This is a genomic window from Cytobacillus oceanisediminis (genome assembly GCF_022811925.1).
GTDB classification, from domain to species: Bacteria; Bacillota; Bacilli; order Bacillales; family Cytobacillaceae; genus Cytobacillus; species Cytobacillus oceanisediminis_D.
This window is the reverse complement of the sequence record NZ_CP065511.1, coordinates 559496-583140: the sequence shown is the minus strand read 5'-3', so window position 1 is coordinate 583140 and position 23645 is coordinate 559496. Positions and strand designations below refer to the sequence as shown.

Below are 23645 nucleotides of genomic sequence, written 5' to 3'. Positions count from 1 at the left end.
ACCTGCAAACGGCAGGAACCATTCCTTCTACATGCCGGGCATATCAGCTTTCCCTCATAGTCCAGCAATTTACGGTTGCCGGGTAGAAACTTATGGGCCCTATTCCCATTATTATACGAGGGGTTTATTCACGTTTTATTAACTACCACCATATTAACAACATACCTGATACTCTGTCAATCGAAAAATCGAACAATACTAAAAGTCAGACAATTAATGTTCGTGTTTTAATTCTCGATTAGTTTAGCTTCAAAAACAATCTGCCGGCCAGCCGGTTCATAATCGACCTTGCCACCCGTCTTAACTTCTTTAAAAATAGGCTTCTCAGTCCTTCTAACAGGTATATATCCTGCCTTTTGTATCCGGTCCAGGCACTGGTCAATCGTTTCGTTTTCCTGGACCTCAAACACCATTTTGTTCTTGCCTTTGCTCATTGAGATAACTTTCCTCTCTTAACAGATTTCACCCAGAAGCCGCCATGAATCGTTTTTGGCTCATAAGCGATGATGAAGGCCTTAGGATCCAGCTCTTTAATCGTCTGATAAAGCTTTAATTCATATTTTCTCGGTGTCAGGATCTGCAGGGCCATCCGATCACCTTCCAGTCCGTTGGCAGCCCAGTTGGTGACACCATACCCTTTCTCCCTTAAAGCTTTAGGCAGGTCCCGGTCATATTCCTTTGTAATTACATTTACCGTAATATAGCCAAGAGCAAGCTTCTCTTCAATTTTCATGCCGACAATAACGCCGATTCCATAACCAACTGCATAGGCTATCAGATTTTGTATTTCATTTAGGTTATCCAGAACAAGCCCCAGTCCAATTACATAAATGACAACTTCAATTGTACTTATAAAAGCTGCAAGGTACCTCTGTCCCTTAAGCGTCAGAATCATCCTGATGGTAAAAAATGATACATATACAATATTAATGATCAAAATAATAGCGACCATAATAAAACTGTTTTCCAGCAATGCAAGCGTCCTCCTTTATGGGGAATTTAAAGGCATATGGGTGCCCTCTCCCCATTAAGTCCCTATTGTACAAAAGAAATTGGCGTTTGATAACCTTTTTTCAAAAATTGATTCTTTATGAATAGGTTATCCTTTTTTGAATGGGATGAAACGGCTGAATTATGCCTGAATTCGCTGAGGCTAAATGAAGGAGAGAGGTTCTAAAGGTTTTTATCTAGCAGGTTTTGAAGATCCACAGATTTGACTTTTAAAACAGACGGCGAAGGAGTGGCGCATATAACTCAATTCTGACACATATATGAGTGAAAGTGGCGTATATATGGGCCTAAGTAAAGCATAAAATGAAATAGTGACGCATATGTGGGCCGAAGTGGCACATATAAGTATAATTCCTTAAAAAGGAGAGTCCAAATAAGATTTTGGAGCAAGTAACCCAAACATACAAAAAAAGAGCACCCATCAGGTGCTCTTTCATTTGCCCGGCAGCGTCCTACTCTCACAGGGGGACAGCCCCCAACTACCATCGGCGCTGAGAAGCTTAACTTCCGTGTTCGGTATGGGAACGGGTGTGACCTTCTCGCTATCGCCACCGGACTATTTGGTTGAAGAAACTTCGTTCCCTCAAAACTAGATAATGCATGAAGAAGAATTACCGCGTATTCACCAATGACTTGTCTAGCTTCGGCTCCTAACTTCTCGGCCGTTTCGATCCGCCCCTCCAAATTCAAAACCAGGATTTGAATGGCCGGCTCTCCAACGTCTCTCGAAGTTGAACAGTCGCCTCCGCTTTTTGTTTTGGTTAAGTCCTCGATCGATTAGTATCAGTCAGCTCCACATGTCGCCATGCTTCCACCTCTGACCTATCAACCTGATCATCTTTCAGGGATCTTACTAGCTTGACGCTATGGGAAATCTCATCTCGAGGGGGGCTTCATGCTTAGATGCTTTCAGCACTTATCCCTTCCGCACATAGCTACCCAGCGATGCCTTTGGCAAGACAACTGGTACACCAGCGGTGCGTCCATCCCGGTCCTCTCGTACTAAGGACAGCTCCTCTCAAATTTCCTGCGCCCACGACGGATAGGGACCGAACTGTCTCACGACGTTCTGAACCCAGCTCGCGTACCGCTTTAATGGGCGAACAGCCCAACCCTTGGGACCGACTACAGCCCCAGGATGCGATGAGCCGACATCGAGGTGCCAAACCTCCCCGTCGATGTGGACTCTTGGGGGAGATAAGCCTGTTATCCCCGGGGTAGCTTTTATCCGTTGAGCGATGGCCCTTCCATGCGGAACCACCGGATCACTAAGCCCGACTTTCGTCCCTGCTCGACTTGTAGGTCTCGCAGTCAAGCTCCCTTGTGCCTTTACACTCTGCGAATGATTTCCAACCATTCTGAGGGAACCTTTGGGCGCCTCCGTTACTTTTTAGGAGGCGACCGCCCCAGTCAAACTGCCCACCTGACACTGTCTCCCGCCCCGATAAGGGGCGCGGGTTAGAATTTCAATACAGCCAGGGTAGTATCCCACCGACGCCTCCACCGAAGCTGGCGCTCCGGCTTCTCAGGCTCCTACCTATCCTGTACAAGCTGTACCAAAATTCAATATCAGGCTACAGTAAAGCTCCACGGGGTCTTTCCGTCCTGTCGCGGGTAACCTGCATCTTCACAGGTACTATAATTTCACCGAGTCTCTCGTTGAGACAGTGCCCAGATCGTTACGCCTTTCGTGCGGGTCGGAACTTACCCGACAAGGAATTTCGCTACCTTAGGACCGTTATAGTTACGGCCGTTTACTGGGGCTTCGATTCAAAGCTTCGCTTGCGCTAACCTCTCCTCTTAACCTTCCAGCACCGGGCAGGCGTCAGCCCTATACTTCGCCTTGCGGCTTCGCAGAGACCTGTGTTTTGCTAAACAGTCGCCTGGGCCTATTCACTGCTCATCAGGGCTATGCACCTAATGAGCACCCCTTCTCCCGAAGTTACGGGGTCATTTTGCCGAGTTCCTTAACGAGAGTTCTCTCGCTCACCTTAGGATTCTCTCCTCGCCTACCTGTGTCGGTTTGCGGTACGGGCACCTTTTCCCTCGCTAGAGGCTTTTCTTGGCAGTGTGGAATCAGGAACTTCGGTACTAAATTTCCCTCGCCGTCACAGCTCAGCCTGTGTGGTAACGGGATTTGCCTCGTTACCGGCCTAACTGCTTGGACGCGCTAATCCAGCAGCGCGCTTACCCTATCCTCCTGCGTCCCCCCATTGCTCAAACGGTAAAGAGGTGGTACAGGAATATCAACCTGTTGTCCATCGCCTACGCTTTTCAGCCTCGGCTTAGGTCCCGACTAACCCTGAGCGGACGAGCCTTCCTCAGGAAACCTTAGGCATTCGGTGGATGGGATTCTCACCCATCTTTCGCTACTCATACCGGCATTCTCACTTCTAAGCGCTCCACCAGTCCTTGCGGTCTGGCTTCAACGCCCTTAGAACGCTCTCCTACCACTGACATCGTAAGATGTCAATCCACAGCTTCGGTGATACGTTTAGCCCCGGTACATTTTCGGCGCGGAGTCACTCGACCAGTGAGCTATTACGCACTCTTTAAATGGTGGCTGCTTCTAAGCCAACATCCTGGTTGTCTAAGCAACTCCACATCCTTTTCCACTTAACGTATACTTTGGGACCTTAGCTGGTGGTCTGGGCTGTTTCCCTCTTGACTACGGATCTTATCACTCGCAGTCTGACTCCCATGGATAAGTCTTTGGCATTCGGAGTTTGTCTGAATTCGGTAACCCGATGGGGGCCCCTAGTCCAAACAGTGCTCTACCTCCAAGACTCTTACTACATGAGGCTAGCCCTAAAGCTATTTCGGAGAGAACCAGCTATCTCCAAGTTCGATTGGAATTTCTCCGCTACCCACACCTCATCCCCGCACTTTTCAACGTGCGTGGGTTCGGCCTCCATCCAGTGTTACCTGGACTTCACCCTGGACATGGGTAGATCACCTGGTTTCGGGTCTACGACCACATACTCATTCGCCCTATTCAGACTCGCTTTCGCGCGCTCCGTCTCTTCAACTTAACCTCGCATGTAATCGTAACTCGCCGGTTCATTCTACAAAAGGCACGCTATCACCCATTAACGGGCTCTAACTACTTGTAGGCACACGGTTTCAGGATCTCTTTCACTCCCCTTCCGGGGTGCTTTTCACCTTTCCCTCACGGTACTGGTTCACTATCGGTCACTAGGGAGTATTTAGCCTTGGGATATGGTCCTCCTGCTTCCGACAGGATTTCTCGTGTCCCGCCGTACTCAGGATCCACTCTGGAGGAACGAAGTTTCAACTACAGGGCTTTTACCTTCTCTGGCCGGCCTTTCCAGACCTGTTCATTTACCTCGTTCCTTTGTAACTCCGTGTAGAGTGTCCTACAACCCCAGGAGGCAAGCCTCCTGGTTTGGGCTAATCCCGTTTCGCTCGCCGCTACTCAGGGAATCGCGTTTGCTTTCTCTTCCTCCGGGTACTTAGATGTTTCAGTTCCCCGGGTCTGCCTTCAATACCCTATGTATTCAGGTAAAGATCCTATCCCATTACGGATAGGGGGTTTCCCCATTCGGAAATCTCCGGATCAAAGCTTACTTACAGCTCCCCGAAGCATATCGGTGTTAGTACCGTCCTTCATCGGCTCCTAGTGCCAAGGCATTCACCGTGCGCCCTTTCTAACTTAACCTACTTCGGCCGCTGATCGACTGCGGATCTCTGCGTCAGCTCTCTCGCTCCGCTCCTCACGTACTGAAGTACGCTCCGGTGCTCACTCGGTCGCTTCCTTGATCTCCTTGCCGCTCATCGTCCTCATGGTTTGTGCTCTTACTTCGTTTTAAAACAAAAATAAGAGAAAAAAACTAAGATGGCGATTACTCGGTTATTGCTTCTTCATTAACATTATCTAGTTTTCAAAGAACGAATCTTTCATTGAGAGATTGAACTCTCAAAACTGAACGAACAAAGAACGTCACGTTTCATGTAAATATCCTTAGAAAGGAGGTGATCCAGCCGCACCTTCCGATACGGCTACCTTGTTACGACTTCACCCCAATCATCTGTCCCACCTTAGGCTGGCTCCAAAGGTTACCCCACCGACTTCGGGTGTTACAAACTCTCGTGGTGTGACGGGCGGTGTGTACAAGGCCCGGAACGTATTCACCGCGGCATGCTGATCCGCGATTACTAGCGATTCCGGCTTCATGCAGGCGAGTTGCAGCCTGCAATCCGAACTGAGAATGGTTTTATGGGATTCGCTTAACCTCGCGGTCTCGCAGCCCTTTGTACCATCCATTGTAGCACGTGTGTAGCCCAGGTCATAAGGGGCATGATGATTTGACGTCATCCCCACCTTCCTCCGGTTTGTCACCGGCAGTCACCTTAGAGTGCCCAACTGAATGCTGGCAACTAAGATCAAGGGTTGCGCTCGTTGCGGGACTTAACCCAACATCTCACGACACGAGCTGACGACAACCATGCACCACCTGTCATCCTGTCCCCGAAGAACGCCCTATCTCTAGGGTTGTCAGGAGATGTCAAGACCTGGTAAGGTTCTTCGCGTTGCTTCGAATTAAACCACATGCTCCACCGCTTGTGCGGGCCCCGTCAATTCCTTTGAGTTTCAGCCTTACGTACTCCCAGGCGGAGTGCTTAATGTCGCGACTAAAGGGCGGAAACCCTCTAACACTTAGCACTCATCGTTTACGGCGTGGACTACCAGGGTATCTAATCCTGTTTGCTCCCCACGCTTTCGCGCCTCAGCGTCAGTTACAGACCAAAGAGTCGCCTTCGCCACTGGTGTTCCTCCACATCTCTACGCATTTCACCGCTACACGTGGAATTCCACTCTTCTCTTCTGCACTCAAGTTCCCAGTTTCCAATGACCCTCCCGGTTGAGCCGGGGCTTTCACATCAGACTTAAGGAACCGCCTGCGCGCGCTTTACGCCCAATAATTCCGGACAACGCTTGCCACCTACGTATTACCGCGCTGGCACGTAGTTAGCCGTGGCTTTCTGGTTAGGTACCGTCAAGGTACCGGCAGTTACCCGGTACTTGTTCTTCCCTAACAACAGAGTTTTACGATCCGAAAACCTTCATCACTCACGCGTTGCTCCGTCAGACTTTCGTCCATTGCGGAAGATTCCCTACTGCGGCCTCCCGTAGGAGTCTGGGCCGTGTCTCAGTCCCAGTGTGGCCGATCACCCTCTCAGGTCGGCTACGCATCGTCGCCTTGGTGAGCCGTTACCTCACCAACTAGCTAATGCGCCGCGGGCCCATCTGTAAGTGATAGCCGAAACCATCTTTCAGCTTTCCCTCATGTGAGGGAAAGAATTATCCGGTATTAGCCCCGGTTTCCCGGAGTTATCCCAGTCTTACAGGCAGGTTGCCCACGTGTTACTCACCCGTCCGCCGCTGACTTCAGGGAGCAAGCTCCCATCAGTCCGCTCGACTTGCATGTATTAGGCACGCCGCCAGCGTTCGTCCTGAGCCAGGATCAAACTCTCCATATAAGAGTTGATTAAGCTCATAAGTTGTCTTTTCAAAAAAGACTTAAAAATTAACGTTGACGTTTTTGTTCGTTCAGTTTTCAAAGATCAATCGGCCGCTCATAAGCGACTTTATTAATATATCATTTCTCAATCGCTCCGTCAACAACTTTTTTTAAAACTTTCAAATCTTGTTAACGTCTCAAGCGACTGTTTTTCTATAATAACACCTGTTGTCCAGAAGGTCAACAAGTTATTCATAAAAACTAAAAGATTTTATTATGCATTTAAATCAAAAGAAACCAGCTGTTTAAAACGCAGCTGGTTTCTTCTATATTATATATTACTATTTGGAGATGACAATGATATCTTTTTCCTTAAGATCAACAGCGCCTGGCTTATTAATCTTGATCCCTTCACCCTGCTGAAGGTTTGTGAATACGATTGGCGTGATGGTTGAAGTTGCATTTTTCTCGATATAATCAAGATCCACTTTCAACAACGGCTGCCCTGCTTCTACACGGTCATTCTCAGCAACTAGCGCTTCAAATCCCTGACCCTTCAGGTTTACTGTATCAATACCTACATGGATAAGGATTTCGCGGCCTGAATCTGAAAGGATGCCGATTGCATGCTTTGTCGGGAACATGTTAACGATTTTCCCGTCTACCGGTGATACAACAGTTCCTTCTGCTGGCACAATCGCAAAACCATCACCCATCATTTTACCTGAGAATACAGCGTCAGGTACTTCTGTGATTGGTTTGATTTCTCCTTTGATCGGTGAAATGAAAAGATCTTCCTTATGCTCAGACTGAAGAGCTTCAGGGTTTACTTCTTCAATTTGCTGTTCAACTCCGCCTTCTGGAGCTTTTTCAACTGCGCGCGGTCTTTTGCCGCTCATGATATCTTTCATTTGACCTTTGATTGTTTCAGATCTCGGGCCAAAGATAGCCTGAATGTTGTTTCCTACTTCCAGTACTCCAGACGCACCAAGTTTCTTCAAGCGTTCTTTATCTACATTTTTAATATCGTTTACTGATACACGAAGACGTGTAATACACGCATCAAGATGAGCGATGTTTTCTTGTCCGCCCATAGCATCAAGAACTTCATATGGAAGATCTCCGCCTTTTCCTGAAGAAGCTGTTTCTTCATCTTCTACTTCTTCACGGCCCGGAGTCATTAAATTAAATTTGCGGATGGCAAATCGGAAGCCAAAGTAATAGATCACAGCAAATACTAATCCAACCGGTATTACAATCCAGGCATTTGTCTGAGGGTTGATTAAACCGAATAGAATATAGTCAATCAAACCGCCTGAGAAAGTCATGCCGATTTTTACATCCAAGAGATGCATGGTCATGAATGACAGACCCGCAAACACTGCGTGAACCGCAAACAGGATAGGAGCTACGAATAAGAATGAGAACTCCAGCGGCTCTGTAATACCTGTTAAGAAAGAAGTTAACGCCGCAGATGCCATAAGGCCTCCGACTACCACTTTCTTTTCCGGGCGTGCCTCATGATAAATTGCCAATGCAGCTGCAGGAAGACCGAACATCATGAAAGGGAATTTACCAGTCATGAATGTACCTGCAGTAAGGTTTTGTACATTGTCACTGATTTGCGCCATGAAAATACGCTGGTCACCGCGAACCGTTTCACCTGCATTCGTTACATACTGTCCAAATTCATACCAGAATGGAGAGTAAAAAATATGATGAAGACCAAAAGGAATTAATGAGCGTTCAATTAATCCAAAAATAAACGCTGATAGAGTCAAGTTCGCATGAACCATGTTTTGAGAGAAAGCATTTAGCCCTTCCTGGATTGGCGGCCAAATAACCAGCATCAGCAAACCAAGAACCACAGACGTTGCAGCCGTAATAATTGGAACAAACCGCTTTCCGGCAAAGAATCCTAAATAGGATGGAAGTTCGATTTCAAAAAACTTGTTATATAATGCAGCGGCGATAATACCAACAATGATACCGCCGAATACACCTGTCTGCAGAGTTGGGATTCCTAAGATGTTCGCATAATTAAGACCATTTACATCCTCTGCAGTAATTCCTGCAGCCGTACCCATTGTCACATTCATAATTAGATAGCCGATAATGGCAGCAAGCGCAGCTACACCTTCACCGCCGGCCAAACCAACTGCTACACCAACTGCAAATAGAACAGGCAGGTTGGCAAAGACGATATCTCCTGCTTTTTGCATAACCTGAGCGACGATTTCAACTCCGCTGTTATCCAGGAATGGAGCCAGCTCAAGCAGAGCCGGATTTTGCAGAGCCGCACCGATAGCGAGCAGTATACCCGCTGCCGGCAGTAATGCTACTGGAAGCATTAAGGCTTTTCCGACTTTTTGCAGGACGCCAAATACTTTTTTAAACATATGTTAACCCCCTAAAGTTTTTTACTCATTAAGCGTTTTCATTTAATAGCGGCAAGCATTAAAAAAATAAAAAAGGCATGAGGAAAAAAGGATAGAATTCAGGTGTATACAAGGGTATCATACCCTATTTACCTAAATTCAATTACCTTTCTTCACTCATGCCTGATCGAATCAGTAACACGTAAAGACTTGCCTGTTTCTGGACAAGATAGTATCGTAATTAATTTATTTTCTTTTGAAGCCTCTGCAGATGCATTGTCAGATAAACAGCTTCTGCATTAAAGACTGGTTTTTTTAATGTTTGCTGCATTACTTTAATGAGCTTCCAAGAGAGATTGTAGCACACCGGATATTCTTCTTTCAAGAGGGAAGTTATTTTTTCCGGCTCTTCAACCACCTCGCCTTTGTTAACCCGTTCAATGGTGAATCGGATATGACGGACAAGCCTCATATAATCGATGCTGTCTTTATCAATCTTAATGTCCAGCTGTTCTTCAATCATGTTAACGAGATGGGTTACCAGCTGAGAATGCTGATTGATTTCGGATAAATCGCGGTTCATCACAGCACTGTGAACATGGAGGGCAATGAACCCGATCTCCCCTTCAGGCAAATAAATGCCGGTTCGCTGTCCTATAAGGTTCACAACTTCGTGGGCAATTTCGTATTCAAATGGGTAGAGTGTCTTAGTTTCGATAAGAAAAGGATTTTTCATTTCCATCCCTTTTTTTAGACGAGTTATCGCAAACATCAAGTGATCGGTTAACGCAACATGAATATGTTCATTGAGCATGGAGTTCGCCCTTTGTTTAATCAATTGAATCGAGGAGATAATCGTTTCAAGCAATTCATTATCCACAAAAGGCATAAGTTTAATATAATTCTCCTGCTCTTTTTCATTTTTAAGCACAAAGAGCTTTTCAACCAAAGCAGAGTCGATTGGCTGGCCTGACTTCCGGCTGAAGCCAATCCCCTTGCCGATAAGGACGACTTCTCCAAATGACTCGTGGCTGCCAATGAGGACATTATTATTAAGCACTTTCTTTACCTTATACTCACCCATTCTCTTCTCCCCGCCCATTAAACAAATGTACTCTCATGGTATTAAAGCCTGTCCGGGAAGTCAACGGATTGATTTGAATAAAATAAAAAGAGACCCGCATATCCAAGCGGGCCCAATCCATAATATTACTTCAGGAAAATGAAATACAAAACAAATATGACGAACAGTACATACATGATTGGGTGAATTTCTTTGATTCTCCCTTTTACAATCATGGTTATTGGATAAAAAATGAATCCGATTGCGATCCCTGTTGCGATACTGTAAGTTAATGGCATTGCAATAATTGTAAGGAAGGCCGGAACTGCAATTTCAAACTTTGTCCAATCAATGTTGCCTAATGAAGCAACCATCAATACACCGACAATGATCAGCGCCGGAGCCGTCACCGCAGAAGTTATAACCTCTAATAGCGGGAAGAAGAATAATGATAACAGGAAGAATCCCGCTGTTACAATCGATGCAAATCCTGTTCTAGCACCTGCCGCAACCCCTGATGAAGATTCAATAAAGGAAGTTGTCGTGGATGTTCCGAATATCGCACCAACGACAGTTGCTGTTGAGTCTGCCAAAAGCGCTTTACCTGCGCGAGGCAATTTATTTTCTTTCATCAAGCCCGCCTGGTTGGCAACACCCACTAAAGTTCCCGCTGTATCAAAGAAGTCAACGAATAGGAATGTCAGAACAACGACCAGCATGCTTGTTGAGAAGAATGAAGGGTCGCTGTATGCCCCGAATGCCGCTCCAAACGTTGGAGCTACACTTGGCACGGAATCAACAACCTTTCCTGGAACATCAATCAAGCCGGCAATCATCCCAACAATTGTCGTGATTACCATTCCTATAAAAATTCCGCCATTAATACCTTTTGTCATCAGAATAACAGTGATGATAATGCCGAAAATAGCCAGAAGCACATTCCCATCAGTAAAATCGCCTAATCCAACGAGAACTGCATCATTATTGACAATCAGCCCTGCGCTCTGAGCGCCGACAAATGTAATAAACAATCCGATTCCGGCACTAACCGCATACTTTAATTCTGCAGGAATCGAGTTAATGATTTTTTCACGCAAACCTGAAAGGGATAAAAAGATAAAGATAATCCCTGAGATAAGAACCCCGCCTAGTGCATGCTGCCAAGGAATCCCCATTGTTAGAACAACAGTGTAAGCAAAAAACGCATTTAATCCCATACCAGGAGCTAGCGCAATCGGATATCTGGCCAGTACCCCCATCAATAGGGATCCAATTGCCGCAGCCACTGCTGTTGCCACAAATACTGCCCCATAGTCCATTCTCATGGCATCCGGCAAATCTGGTATATCCATTAACGATAAAGTAATCGGATTAACGACTAAGATATAAGCCATTGCTAAAAAAGTTGTAAGTCCGCCGATAAATTCACGGCGATAGTTAGTACCAAGTTCTTCAAACTGGAAGTACTTCTTCATTTCTTTTCCCCCTATTGGCCTTCTTTATTTTTCAATAAAAAAACTCCGGTTCTGAGTACCGGAGCATTGACAACTGGGCTCGTGCTTGCAATAGGGGAAAACAAAGAAATAATGGCAAAAACATCCCTATCTGCACTTACCTCGTAGTCAAGCTATTTACGGTAGCTCGGTAGAAACTTTTGGGCCATATCCCCAATATTATACGACGTAAAACGACATATTTAATTCTTCTTTATCATAGCACCTCAAAAAGTCCCAGTCAATAGAAAAAGCGAACATTTTCATGTCCGCCTTTTCTTAACGTTCGTATTTTATTCCCACTCGATTGTTGCAGGCGGCTTGCTCGTAATATCGTAAACCACTCTGTTGACATGCGATACTTCATTAACGATTCTCGTTGAAATAATCTCCAGGACATCCCATGGGATACGTGCCCAGTCAGAAGTCATACCGTCTATTGATGTAACCGCACGGATTCCAATAGTATAATCATAAGTCCGGGCATCTCCCATTACACCGACACTGCGGATATCAGGCAGAACCGTGAAGTACTGCCAAATGTCGCGGTCAAGCCCTGCCTTTTGGATTTCCTCGCGCAGTATGGCATCAGACTCGCGCACAATTTCAAGCTTATCTTCTGAGATTTCCCCAAGGACGCGGATACCTAATCCCGGACCAGGGAATGGCTGTCTCCAAACGATTTCATCCGGAATGCCAAGCTCTGTTCCCAGCGCACGCACCTCATCTTTAAACAGAGTGTTAAGCGGCTCGATCAGCTTGAATTGCATATCTTCAGGAAGTCCGCCTACATTATGGTGTGATTTAATGGTTTGTGCAGTAGCTGTTCCGCTTTCAATAATATCTGTGTAAAGCGTTCCCTGCGCAAGGAAATCAATGCCTTTAAGCTTAGCAGCTTCATCATCAAATACATAGATGAATTCGTTGCCGATAATTTTTCGCTTTTGTTCAGGATCGCTAACCCCTTTAAGCTTATTCATAAAGCGTTCCTGGGCATCCACTTTAATTACATTCATATTAAAGCCATCAGCAAATGTCTTCATGACGCCTTCTGCTTCATCTTTTCTAAGCAGTCCGTGATCCACGAAAATACAAGTTAGCTGGTCTCCGATTGCTTTATGAATAAGGACGGCAACAACAGATGAATCAACACCGCCGCTCAATGCGCAAAGAACTTTTTTATCTCCAACTTCCTGGCGTATCTTTTCCATTTCGATTTCAATGAAGTTTTCCATTGACCAATCACCCGTACAGCCGCAAACGCCGAACACAAAGTTTTTCAGCATATCATTTCCATGAACTGAATGGCGTACCTCAGGGTGGAATTGAACAGCGTATAAACCGCGCTCTTCATTGCTCATAGCCGCAATCGGGCATGATGGATTTGTACCATCCACTGTGAAACCAGCTGGAGCCTCTACGACAAGATCGCCATGGCTCATCCAGACTGTCTGTTCTCTAGGCAGATCTGTAAACAATTTGGACTCGTTTTCAATCTTCATGATCGCCTTTCCGTATTCACGGTGCTTGGCAGGTTCTACTTTACCATCAAAATGCATCGTCATCAGCTGCATGCCATAGCAGATTCCGAAAATCGGCAAGCCCAGTTCAAAAATTTCTTCATCACAGCGGAAAGCATTTTCGCCATAAACACTGTTAGGCCCGCCCGAGAAAATAATCCCTTTTGGATTCATTTCTTTGATTTCCGCAGCTGTAATCGTATGCGGATGCAGCTCACTGTATACGCCAAACTCACGGATTCTGCGCGTGATTAACTGATTGTACTGGCTTCCAAAGTCCAGCACTACGATCATTTCTTGATTTTGAAGTTCTGTTTTCCCCGTCACACTGTTCACCTCATTAAATTTGTAATATTTCTTTTAGTCTTCTCTCCTGCAGGTAAAATATCTAGTAAAAATATAATTTCTTTGCAATCTCATATATAACTGCCAGCCAGAAGCTGGCCAATAAAAAAACCGGAACTCTTTCTCCACAAAAAAAAGTGAAGGCAGAATTCCGGTTTTCACGTATAGCAAAAAGCTTCTTCTGCCTTCATAGTCAGATCATTTACGGCGATCCGGTAGAGACTTTCGAACCATATTATCGAGGATATATGAAGGTTGCATGATTTAATTGTAATACGCGGCAAAATCCGAACAATATGCCGCTGTCTTATTTGCCTATTGTAACAACAGCCCCAAATCCCGGTCAAGCTATTGTCTTTTTAATTAAATTTTCCCACAATTCCTTCGTTTCATTCCAGCTTCCTTCTTTTAGAACCCCCTTGTAAACAAGTTCTTCGTAGCGGGCTGTCAGCCTGCTCATTTCCCTTGTTGAGAAAAAGCTGTCTATATATTTGGCATACTCCCTTAAGGTTTGGCCGCTTTTCCGCTTTAGCCCGTAGCGGTCCAATTCTTTTAAAAGAATCAGATAAGCCTTAGGGAAATGCTCATCATCCTTTGTCTTTTTAAATCTCCAGATAAAATAATGCGGCATCCATTTGCCCCTCTTCTGGAAAAGCACGAAAACAAGCACACCAGCTGCCAATAACGCTGCTCCAATTACTTTCCAATTACCTTTTAAGAAAGTTGCCAGATTGTCCCAAAGCTCTTTTATCGAGAACGGCGATTTTTCCGCCGCTGCTTCTTCAGGCATGTCCGGCTTAACAGGAGTCTCCGTCTCGTTTGGCTTTTCTGCTTCCGGCTGGCTCGTATTTTGGCCTGCGTTGTCAAAGTTAAATTGTACGTTATTATTGAACCCCTGGGTTGGTTCAAATGGAACCCAGCCCATTTCAGGGAAATAGATTTCCACCCATGAATGGGCATTGTTATTTGTTACCTCAAACAAGCGAAGACCAGACCCTAATGACTGCTTGAATTCTCCTTCTGTATAGCCCTTCACCCATCTTGCCGGCAATCCAATGGATCTGGCCATCACCACCATGGAGGAGGAAAAGTTGTCGCAATACCCCTGCTTTGTATCGAATAAAAATTGGTCCACATAATCTTCATTTTCATCTGGAATGGCTACATCTGTCTGGCTGTAGGTATATTCTGCTCTTCGGAAATACCTCTCAAGCTCCCTTGCTTTTTCAAACCAGTCCAGTTTCTCTTGAGTAATTTCCAGAGCAAGTTCCCTGACTCTTTCAGGCAATTCTTCAGGCAGCTGTGTATATCGCGCCATAAATTCCTCAGGCAGTGATTCCGCATTTGCCCCGGCTGCCTTCATTGCAGTCACACTGTATTCAGGTACCTCGAAGCCTAATTTATAATCTTCCAATGCAAATGGCCGTCCGCCATCCAATGTCCGGATCTTTTCAGTGGCCGTTTCCAGCTCATAGGTAATGAACGGCGAAGCTTCAATACTATTTAACCCTAATGGATACACCACATGATGGTAATTCATAAAAGTGTAAACGGAGCTTACTTCTTCAGTGGTTTCAATTGCATCATTATCGATGAACGATGTAACCGGGATTTCTTCTCCCATTCCAAACGGAAGATATTCTCCTTCAGCCTGGGATGTAATCCATCCTTTGCCTGTATAAGTATCTTTTGTTTCAACCTTCCAGTAATGGCGGGACTCCACTTCCGCCCTGAAGACCACAGCGTTATCTCCAATAAAAGGGCCCCCAAGACGGGAATCATCTTCACCATAGCCGATTTTCTGAATACCCGGGCCATCATTGCCGCTATTTTGTCCATAGGACTTAATAAACGGAACAGGATCGGGCCAAATCGGTTCTGCCTTAGGAGCTGCAAACCCTAAGCCAGTACTTAGGGCGATCAGAGCGGTCAGAGGAATCATCCATTTGCGCGACAGGGAAGCTTCTTTTTTCAGCCCCTCCTGATCCAGGAGACGGTTGAACGTTAAGATGCCCATAACCGCAAAGCCCGCAATAACTGTCCTGACAATCGCCGCGTCTGCCGTGTAAGGCGTAAAGGTATCCAATACAGTTATATAAATGAGTGTCATGAAAAAGAAAATGAAAATCCGCCTGCGATTGATCAGCCAGTACTGAATCAAATAGGTCATCAGCCACAGCAGAATGAAAAAGAGAAGGCTTCTGAATAGATTTGTCATGCCCGGCCAGTCTCTATCAGCTATTAAACCAAAGTTGTGCACCATGTCCGATGCAAATACGGATATCCATGAAAATTGGAAAAACGATCCCTCAAAGTACAAATAATGCAGTTCATAGAGAATATAAAGCACCTTTATAAAACCGCTTAATACAGGGCTGACACCAAAAAAAGCCAGCAGAAGCGATAGTATAAGGAACACGAGGAAAACAATAACATTGGATGTGTCGGTCAGCTCTTCAACCGGACGAAGCCATTCCCATAATAAGAAAAAGCCCAGAACATAAAGAAAAAAGGAGGTAAGATCTTTCTGTACCCTTGGCGGACTCATCACTTGCTCACCCCCGAAAACACATCTGCAAACTGTCCGTTATGAACCAAGACTACCCGGATTCCCCTCGCATTGGCGGAGGTTTTGAGCAGCAGTTCATCCCCGGAAGGAGATTCATCCTCATTTTTTATTAAAAATATAGTGACAATCCCTTTTTTGGACGTGAAAAACCCGGCTTTCTCTATAAGCGCTTTTGTTAATTGCCCAGTAATAACCATCAGCTGACTGTTCTGCTGCAGAAGAAAATGCTCTGCTTCAAGAACCCGGTCCACTGCTGCTGCAGAATCATCCTTTACTTTTGCCAAGTGATAAAACAGCTGGAGCTGGTGGGCTTCACCGCCTCTGATTGGAAAAGCTGTCCTAGTTGCTGCAGAGGTCAAAAACCCAGTCTGTGCTCCTTTGCGGAGAATCGCCCTCACCATGGAGGCTGTAAACGAAACGATGGCCTCAAACCGGCTATCCGGAGCACAGTCCATGAGGATATAGACGTCATGCGATTGCCTTTGTTCAAATTCTTTGGTCATAATAACATTCCGCTTAGCGGTAGCTTTCCAGTTAATCCAGGAGAATCTGTCTCCCGGCTGATACTCCCTGATGCCGATAGCCATGGAAGTATCCCTTTGCACCCGCTCTTTTGAAGCAGTCATTCCCTGATCATAATGATGCGCCATAGGCTTATAAATGATTTCCTCATATGCCGGGTAGACGATCATCCGGCTCTCAGCGGGAGCTTGCCTTTCTTTTTCTATTAAACCGAGCGGATCACCTGTTTTCATACGGATGGAGGCAAAAAAGTGCTCTCCCCTCGGCAGGCTATTAATTGTGTATTGGATGGACATTTCCTTCTGGAACCCCGGAAATAAAAACCGCTTTGCCTCGTTTGATTTCCTGGCATGCTGAAGCTGGTCACTCATCTCATCCTCAATGACCAGATACAATAAGGGAAAAGCTGTTCTTCTGGTTATCTTCAAGGTAATAACGGCCTGTTCACCTGCATTGAATTCTGTTTTCGGCAGGATCCTCTCCACCTTAAAGTCGTTTAAAGAATAAAACGATAAGCCAAGTGCGTAAAGAGCAAAAGGAAGAAAGCTGTAAAACAAAAACCAGCTTACGAAGCCGCCCTGAAACATCGCATATGAAAATGCGAACAGAATGAGCAAAAATAACACAATCAGCTTCCAGACACCTTTCAGTGTATTTAACAGCTGTTTCATTTACTTCACTAACCTTTGTACAGGAACAGAAACTCTGGCAATGACCCGTTCTACCACTTCTTCAGCGGTAATGCCCTCGAATTTTGCTTCAGACCTTAAAATAATCCGGTGGACAAAAACAGCCGGCGCCAAATACTGAATATCATCCGGAAGAACATAATCCCGGCCATACATGAATGCGTAAACCTGGGCTGCTTTCATTAAAGCAATCGAACCGCGGGGGCTCGCCCCTAAATACACACTGCTGTGATTTCTGGTCTGATTGGCAATTTCCACAATATAGCGTTTAATCGTTTGATCGACATGCACTTCTTTAATTTCTTTCTGGAGTGAGCGCAATTCAGCCAAATCCATTACAGATTCGAGATCTTCTATCGGCGGAATCCGCTGTGCCCGGTTCAGGACCTCCATCTCATCAGCGATATCGGGATAACCCATTTTCATTTTTAACAGGAATCGGTCCAGCTGGGCTTCCGGAAGCGGATAAGTTCCTTCATACTCAATCGGATTTTGCGTTGCCATAACGAAGAAGGGTTTCTCAAGGCGATGTGTCACTCCGTCTATGGTTACGCTGCTTTCTTCCATCCCTTCAAGAAGAGCGGATTGTGTCTTGGGAGAGGTTCTGTTGATTTCGTCTGCTAAAATAATATGGCCCATAATGGGGCCAGGCCTGAACTGAAATTCCATTTCCTTCGGATTATAGATGGATACACCTGTCACATCTGAAGGCAGCAAATCAGGCGTGAACTGGATGCGTTTAAAAGCGGCTCCGACTGATTTAGCCAGTGCACGCACCATCATCGTTTTCCCGACACCCGGCACATCCTCGAGCAAAACATGGCCTTCCGCTAAAAGTGCCACTAAGCTTAATTCTGCGACATCCCGTTTGCCGATCATGACTTTTTCAATATTTCCTAATACCCTCTCAATTGCAGGGTGCATATGATTTCTATCCATGTGAAATCTCTCCCCTTTATCTATATCCCGTATTCCATTAATTTACATTATCCTGAATTTAATTCTAACCTATTATATATTCGCTGTCGCGTTAGAAAATCCTGTGTTATCTTAGGATGATTCTCTCTTATCCCTGGGTTTTTAATAAAAAAAGACTGCTTCTCAGCAGCCAAACATACATTACTTATGTCGTTTTCCACTTTGATCTACATAGAAAGATTCAATGATGGTTCTTTCAAACGGCTTTCCTTTTTCAGTCTGGCCTTTTACTTCTGTTGTCACATTGTATACACCTTCATGTGTAAAATCGCTTTCGGTCATGAGGCCATACTTTTCTCCTTTGGCTTTTTGCTGCAGTTTTTTCCCTGAAGGATCAAACCCGAAGAGGATCCATTTGGTTTTAAAGGTTTTATGGCTTTTCGCAGACTTGCCCAGAATTTTATCATTTAACGGGCTGTCCAGCGCAACAGTGTATAGATACGAAGCATTTGCCGGAGCCTTTAACACCCAGTTTCCCTCTTTAGGATAATCTATTTCAAACTGATGAACCCATGCTCCTTTGAAAAACTCGGATTCTTCCTGATACGCTTTTTTCGTTTTATATTCCTTGCCGTCCGGACTGGTCAATTTTAAAGCGGACAAATTCTTTTCACTTAAAAAAGAAACGGTCATGGATTCTACATTTTCCTCCACGGAAAACTGTTCGCTTATTGCACTGACAGCTTTCCCGCCTTTTACAATGGAAAATGTGCCAGGCTGTCTGGCAGCGGATTCAGAGCTTGCTGGTGAGAAAACCGCAGCAGGCTGAGTGATAGTGGTGTAGGGCCTGAACACCGGAAATGTATGGGATCCTTCCCGGATGGTTGTATGATTCCAGCTGCCTTCCTGAACAACGGATGCTCCAGGCAAGCGGGAATTAACTGCTGTAACAACGCCATCGTTCTTTCCATACTGACTCAGGTATAATCCTCCCCAATAGGATGCACTGCCAAATGAACCCCATTTAGTGCCGCCAAGTGTATAATATCGATTTTTCGCAGCATTCTGATGGGAATCTGTAAGGCTTCGAAAGTATTGCATATTACCTGTCTGCAGGGATTCGGTTGCTTCATTATTGTTGCCAAGGAGGGCAGCAAGCCACCAGGCCGCGCTGCTGTGAGCTAGATCTGCAAGCTGTGTTCCATGGTGAGGAGAGGATAGGGAGATAACATTTGATACGAAAGGGTGGGCATTAAAATGAACTAGCGCTGTCTGAATATCCACACCGCCTTTGCTATAGCCAATGACTACAAGTTTCTTTCCGCCGAAATGATGGTACATTTCTTGAAGCTTTTCAGCCAGAATCGCACCATTCGTCCACATATCACGGTCATGATGAAGGTCAATGAATGCTGTTTCATACCCATTTGCCAAAGCCACTTCGTACATATCATTCCCTTCATGCCAGACAGCTGATGAATTATTATAGCCATGCACAAACACAAGAGGTGATTTAGAAGGATCAATGCTTGAAGGTGTTTCTCCAAAATACCAATAACCCGGAGTTCCACTGTCATCACCGCCAAAACCGCCAGCCTTCACCATACCAGGGAAAATCAGCATCATACAAAAGATCACTCCTGCCATTCTTTTTATCAAACTATTACCTCCTTAAAGGAGATCCGGACGGAAGCCCAGTCAATTTGATTCTATAATTTTCAGAATATTTATTGAAGGGCCTTTCGATATAATTTCCACTCATTTGGAAAAAAAGCGGCCAGGATATTAAAAAAAGCCACAGGAACAAGCCCCGTGACTTTATTGGCAGTTAATAGGATACACCCGTTCGGTTATGTGTTTTTTCAAACTCTGCTTTATTTGGATCAAAGTATTTTTCATTGAAAGCTGCCACGAATTTATCATCCTTAATGTAACCCGCTCCCCATGTAGGATCCATCGTGAGCCAGCTTCCATCCACTTTCACTTCCACCCATGCATGTTTCTGCGGCCAAAATCCGCCGAAAGCAGTCCCTTCCACAAAACGGGCTTCTATATTGCTGGCCCGCAGCAATGCAATGGCAAGATACGAATAATCCTGGCATACGCCCGTTTTGGAATTCAATGTCTTCAGTGCACTATCATCCCAGCTGAAGTCATCTGTTTCCAGCTTATTCACATCATATGAAACGGTTTTCGCGACATAATCATAGACAGCCTTCGCTTTTTCCCTTTCACCGCTTATGCCTTCTGTCAATTCCTTGGCCAGTTCAGTAATTTGCGGTGCATCTGACTGGACTCCTCTGGAAGGAAGCAGGTCCCGCTTATCCTCGCCTGTTGATTCCACCTCAAATTTGGCAAACCCATAATAACGGAAATAATCACTGTTTTCTTCTTTAATTTCCGGCACACTTAGCGTAACTTCATATGTTCCTGGGCCGAATCTTAAATAAAACGAATCATCGAAAGAGAAGTACTTTACAGGGATAACATCCAATGCTTCGTCCTCACCCTTTTTAGTGGTAATGTAAATATGATCGGTTTCAGGACCGAATTCTGCCTGCGGATCAATGTTTCCTTTGACAGAAAAGACACCGTCAGATTCCTCACCGCCATATTGCGGGTATTCAAGTGCCACTCCCCGCTCCTCATACGTTTTAGAATACTCGATAGGGCTCATCGTCCTATCAGACTCGTTGTCTATTAAGATAGTTGTTGCCGTCTGATAGTGATTTTCCCTTTTTTTGTCAGGAACAAGCACCTCAAGCTCGTGAAGCCCTTTTCCATAGAATAATGGCACATCATAGGAAAACTTTCCGTCCTTAAGCGGAATGACATGCTTCCACATATCCGATTCCTTATTCAGCTTAAGCATGATCGTATCGCTGTCTGATAGGCTTCCTGCTTCCCCTTTTAAATTGAATACTTCATTGCCTTTTAGATAGCTTGATTCAATATCCAAATACAGTTCTGCCTCCTGGCCAAACGGAGTAAACGTCACATCCCGTTCTGCAGTTGGATTTACATTGTGGACAGTGAATGAGGCAAGATCATAATAGTAATTCTCACTATCCGTGCTTGGAAGCTGTATGGTTACCTTATATTCGCCTTCTCCATTAAATAAGCGGATGCTCTGCTTGAACTTCCCTTCTTTGATGGGTGTGTAGTATTCAAGATCGTTCCCTGCCGGTCCATCCTCTGTGGAACGAACCTTGATCCAGGCATAGTCTGATTTTAGGTCAGAGTACTTCTCAACCTCTCCCTGCACAGCCACCTTGCCATTTGCAGCAAACTCCTTATATTCCGGATTCTTCAAAGTTGCTCCGACTTCCTCGCTGTAAGAAGTCAGCTCCAGAGGTTCGAGCTCTAGTTCCTTGTTTTTCTCTTTAACCAGTTTTTCATATTTGTCTTCTTCCTTTTTCTCTGCTTTGGCCTCTGAACTGCTTTCTGAGCTGCAGGCTGAGAGGAAGAGGAAACTGGTTAATACTATCATCAATAGGATGATGGGGCTTTTCTTTGGCATAGTGTCCTCCTTTTTAATCTTTCTTAACTTTATTACGTGCGTAATGCCTTTCGGTTTCAGAAATTACGGAACTCAAAACAAAAGCTCTTTATAGGGTTAGACCTTTAAAGAGCTTCTCTGTAGTACTGTTTTAAAAAAATTCAATATCAATAGATATAAAAGTATTTCTATTAGTTTTACTCAATCCTATGTTCCTGCCTAACATAGTTATCTTCTGCTCTTAACTTATCCAGGTCGATTTTCCGATCCCATACCTTCCTGGCATTGTCAGTCATATAAGGAAAAATGTATTGATCAACAATTACCTGAAAATCACCATCATCCAAGAGATTATAGGTACGAATCTTTATTTTTTTATCATCGAAGGTTTCAATAACAATATCGTTTATTAGGTTTAATGGATTTCTTATCAAATCAATATTTCGGATGTTTGTTATTAAAACAGGGCCTTTTGGGGCAAGAACTGTACCGTTCTCTCTGGGAACAATTTTTAGCAATACCTTTCCTGGAATAAAACCAGGCAGACTCCAGAGAGTGATATACAAATAAAAAGGAGTAAATATTATTCCTCCGCCAAGATAGAATAAGGAGTATTTAGAGTTAAATTTTAATCCATGTATAATTAGAAAAATGCATGCAATTAAAAATCCTACCGTGGCTAGAAACATTAATACATAATAAAATTTCGAGCCTTTTATAATAACTGCATCCCCTTTTTTCTGAACCATTGACAATTAATACTCCTCCTTTGAATCAGACAGAGAGAACCTAAAGAAGAAGAGACCGATTCACACATATACCTTACCTAAATGCCTTATTAAGCATTTGGTTCTAAGCTTTCATAATGAGCCTGTTGCCGAAAAATAAAAGGAGTCACTTTTTACTCCCCCTTGAGAAAGACCTCACATACGAGAGAACTTGTGAGAACGATTCAATTTAGCTTAATCAATTTTAGGTTCTCTTCTCTCGTATCTTGCATCTTTACGAAGACGTTCAAGATCTACCTTTCGATCCCAAACCTTTTTTGCATTTTGAGTCATATATGGATAAATGTATTGATCTACAATCATTTCATAATCTAAGTCCCCAAGAAGATTATATGTTCTAATTTTTATTTTTATCATGGAATGTTTCAATAACAATGTCATTGATTAAATTTATAGGATTTCTGACTAAGTTTATATTACGAATATCACTTATTGAAACGGTACCTTTTTTTGAAATAATTGTTCCCTTTTCTCTTGAAATTATTTTAAACAAAACCTTTCCTGGGATTAATCCAGGCAGACTCCAAAGAGTCAAATGAAGATAGAAGGGAGTTAAAACAATTCCTCCACCAAGATAGAGGAAAGAATACTTAGAATTGAATTTCAATCCATGAATGATTAAGAAGATACATGCAAGCAAAAATCCAACTGTAGCCAAAAACATCCATACATACATGAACTTAGAGCCTTTTATGATTACCTTGTCGCCTTTTTTCTGAATCATTGACAAACAATATTCACCCCTTTGAACCAAGCAAAGATACTAAAGAAGAGAGATTCCACTCATAAAACCATTATTCAGCCTTTGGTTCTTGCCTCTCATAATTAGCTTGCTGCCGAAGATTATCCAAGTTTATTTTTCGATCCCAAACTTTTTTTGCATTCTCAGTCATATAAGGGTATATATATTGGTCAACTATTATCTGATAGCGAAAATCACCAATAAGGTTATACGTGCGAATTTTTATTTTTTTATCATTGAATGTTTCAATAACAATATCATTAATTAAATTTAATGGATTCCTCACAAGATCAATGTTTCGTATATTCTTAATTGGAACAGTGCCTTTTTTTGATTTAATCAAACCATTCTCTCCGGGTATAATGGACAGCAAGATTTTACCCGGGATTAAGCCTGGTAAGTTCCAAAGTGTGATGTAGAGATAAAAAGGAGTGAAAATTATTCCTCCGCCAAGATAGAATAAAGAGTATTTAGAGTCAAACTTCAATCCGTGTACAATTAGAAAGATACAGGCTATTAAAAAACCTACAGTTGCAAGTGACACCAAAATATACATGATGTTTGAACCCTTCACGATAATTTCATCATTTTTCTTCTGAACAAGTGACAAGTACTGCCCCCTCCT

General features: G+C 44.1%; 13 protein-coding genes, 3 rRNA genes, 1 pseudogene and 3 riboswitches. All 17 genes and pseudogenes read right to left on the bottom strand.

Annotated features, from left to right (window positions below):
• Positions 1 to 37: 37 nt before the first annotated feature.
• A riboswitch (purine riboswitch) is annotated at positions 38 to 139 on the bottom strand.
• Positions 140 to 227: 88 nt separating this feature from the next.
• The 17 genes and pseudogenes from IRB79_RS03020 to IRB79_RS02940 all read right to left on the bottom strand — a co-directional run bounded on the left by IRB79_RS03020 (position 228) and on the right by IRB79_RS02940 (position 23630).
• Positions 228 to 434: an NETI motif-containing protein gene (locus IRB79_RS03020; protein ID WP_243506651.1), complete on the bottom strand. Its 207-nt coding sequence runs from the start codon at positions 432 to 434 to the stop codon at positions 228 to 230.
• On the bottom strand, positions 431 to 973 hold the full coding sequence (locus IRB79_RS03015; protein WP_035333237.1) for a DUF2179 domain-containing protein: 543 nt from the start codon (positions 971 to 973) through the stop codon (positions 431 to 433). The genes IRB79_RS03020 and IRB79_RS03015 overlap by 4 nt, the downstream gene beginning before the upstream one ends.
• 477 nt (positions 974 to 1450) lie before the next feature.
• A 5S ribosomal RNA gene (gene rrf / locus IRB79_RS03010) occupies positions 1451 to 1567 on the bottom strand.
• Positions 1568 to 1768: 201 nt separating this feature from the next.
• Positions 1769 to 4690 (bottom strand): 23S ribosomal RNA (locus IRB79_RS03005).
• Between the two features lie 307 nt (positions 4691 to 4997).
• Positions 4998 to 6513: ribosomal RNA gene (locus IRB79_RS03000) — 16S ribosomal RNA — on the bottom strand.
• Together the 16S, 23S and 5S rRNA genes form the textbook arrangement of a ribosomal RNA operon.
• A gap of 322 nt (positions 6514 to 6835) precedes the next feature.
• A complete protein-coding gene (gene ptsG / locus IRB79_RS02995; protein WP_243506650.1) occupies positions 6836 to 8893 on the bottom strand; it encodes a glucose-specific PTS transporter subunit IIBC in 2058 nt (685 codons plus the stop codon).
• A gap of 220 nt (positions 8894 to 9113) precedes the next feature.
• Positions 9114 to 9956, bottom strand: coding sequence for a glucose PTS transporter transcription antiterminator GlcT (gene glcT / locus IRB79_RS02990; RefSeq protein WP_243506649.1), 843 nt, complete (start codon positions 9954 to 9956; stop codon positions 9114 to 9116).
• Positions 9957 to 10081: 125 nt separating this feature from the next.
• Positions 10082 to 11410 carry an NCS2 family permease gene (locus tag IRB79_RS02985; RefSeq protein WP_243506648.1) on the bottom strand — a complete coding sequence of 443 codons (1329 nt, stop codon included), beginning with the start codon at positions 11408 to 11410 and terminating at the stop codon, positions 10082 to 10084.
• Between the two features lie 124 nt (positions 11411 to 11534).
• Positions 11535 to 11636: riboswitch (purine riboswitch) on the bottom strand.
• An 85-nt stretch (positions 11637 to 11721) separates the two neighbouring features.
• The gene (gene guaA / locus IRB79_RS02980) at positions 11722 to 13242 is read right to left on the bottom strand and encodes a glutamine-hydrolyzing GMP synthase (RefSeq protein ID WP_243509175.1); all 1521 of its coding nucleotides are present in this window, start codon (positions 13240 to 13242) and stop codon (positions 11722 to 11724) included.
• A gap of 221 nt (positions 13243 to 13463) precedes the next feature.
• Positions 13464 to 13565: riboswitch (purine riboswitch) on the bottom strand.
• 71 nt (positions 13566 to 13636) lie between these two features.
• Positions 13637 to 15841: a transglutaminase TgpA family protein gene (locus IRB79_RS02975; RefSeq protein ID WP_243509172.1), complete on the bottom strand. Its 2205-nt coding sequence runs from the start codon at positions 15839 to 15841 to the stop codon at positions 13637 to 13639.
• Positions 15841 to 17055: a DUF58 domain-containing protein gene (locus IRB79_RS02970; RefSeq protein ID WP_243506647.1), complete on the bottom strand. Its 1215-nt coding sequence runs from the start codon at positions 17053 to 17055 to the stop codon at positions 15841 to 15843. The genes IRB79_RS02975 and IRB79_RS02970 overlap by 1 nt, the downstream gene beginning before the upstream one ends.
• On the bottom strand, positions 17056 to 18012 hold the full coding sequence (locus tag IRB79_RS02965) for an AAA family ATPase (RefSeq protein WP_243506646.1): 957 nt from the start codon (positions 18010 to 18012) through the stop codon (positions 17056 to 17058).
• A gap of 180 nt (positions 18013 to 18192) precedes the next feature.
• Entirely contained in the window at positions 18193 to 19650 is a 1458-nt protein-coding gene (locus IRB79_RS02960; protein WP_243506645.1) for an esterase/lipase family protein, read from the bottom strand.
• Between the two features lie 169 nt (positions 19651 to 19819).
• Positions 19820 to 21511, bottom strand: a complete 1692-nt coding sequence (locus IRB79_RS02955; RefSeq protein WP_243506644.1) for a transglutaminase domain-containing protein — start codon at positions 21509 to 21511, stop codon at positions 19820 to 19822.
• 176 nt (positions 21512 to 21687) lie between these two features.
• Positions 21688 to 22239 carry a DUF5381 family protein gene (locus IRB79_RS02950; RefSeq protein ID WP_243509166.1) on the bottom strand — a complete coding sequence of 184 codons (552 nt, stop codon included), beginning with the start codon at positions 22237 to 22239 and terminating at the stop codon, positions 21688 to 21690.
• 213 nt (positions 22240 to 22452) lie between these two features.
• Positions 22453 to 22942: pseudogene (locus IRB79_RS02945) on the bottom strand (DUF5381 family protein).
• A 130-nt stretch (positions 22943 to 23072) separates the two neighbouring features.
• Positions 23073 to 23630, bottom strand: coding sequence for a DUF5381 family protein (locus IRB79_RS02940; RefSeq protein ID WP_243506643.1), 558 nt, complete (start codon positions 23628 to 23630; stop codon positions 23073 to 23075).
• Between the last annotated feature and the right edge of the window lie 15 nt (positions 23631 to 23645).

Coding starts and splice junctions, on each gene's coding strand:
- IRB79_RS02970 (WP_243506647.1), bottom strand. CDS start 17,055: ATGAAACAGCTGTTAAATACACTGAAAGGTGTCTGGAAGCTGATTGTG.
- IRB79_RS02985 (WP_243506648.1), bottom strand. CDS start 11,410: ATGAAGAAGTACTTCCAGTTTGAAGAACTTGGTACTAACTATCGCCGT.
- IRB79_RS03020 (WP_243506651.1), bottom strand. CDS start 434: ATGAGCAAAGGCAAGAACAAAATGGTGTTTGAGGTCCAGGAAAACGAA.
- IRB79_RS02950 (WP_243509166.1), bottom strand. CDS start 22,239: ATGGTTCAGAAAAAAGGGGATGCAGTTATTATAAAAGGCTCGAAATTT.
- IRB79_RS02965 (WP_243506646.1), bottom strand. CDS start 18,012: ATGGATAGAAATCATATGCACCCTGCAATTGAGAGGGTATTAGGAAAT.
- IRB79_RS02955 (WP_243506644.1), bottom strand. CDS start 21,511: ATGCCAAAGAAAAGCCCCATCATCCTATTGATGATAGTATTAACCAGT.
- glcT (WP_243506649.1), bottom strand. CDS start 9,956: ATGGGTGAGTATAAGGTAAAGAAAGTGCTTAATAATAATGTCCTCATT.
- IRB79_RS02975 (WP_243509172.1), bottom strand. CDS start 15,841: ATGAGTCCGCCAAGGGTACAGAAAGATCTTACCTCCTTTTTTCTTTAT.
- ptsG (WP_243506650.1), bottom strand. CDS start 8,893: ATGTTTAAAAAAGTATTTGGCGTCCTGCAAAAAGTCGGAAAAGCCTTA.
- guaA (WP_243509175.1), bottom strand. CDS start 13,242: ATGATCGTAGTGCTGGACTTTGGAAGCCAGTACAATCAGTTAATCACG.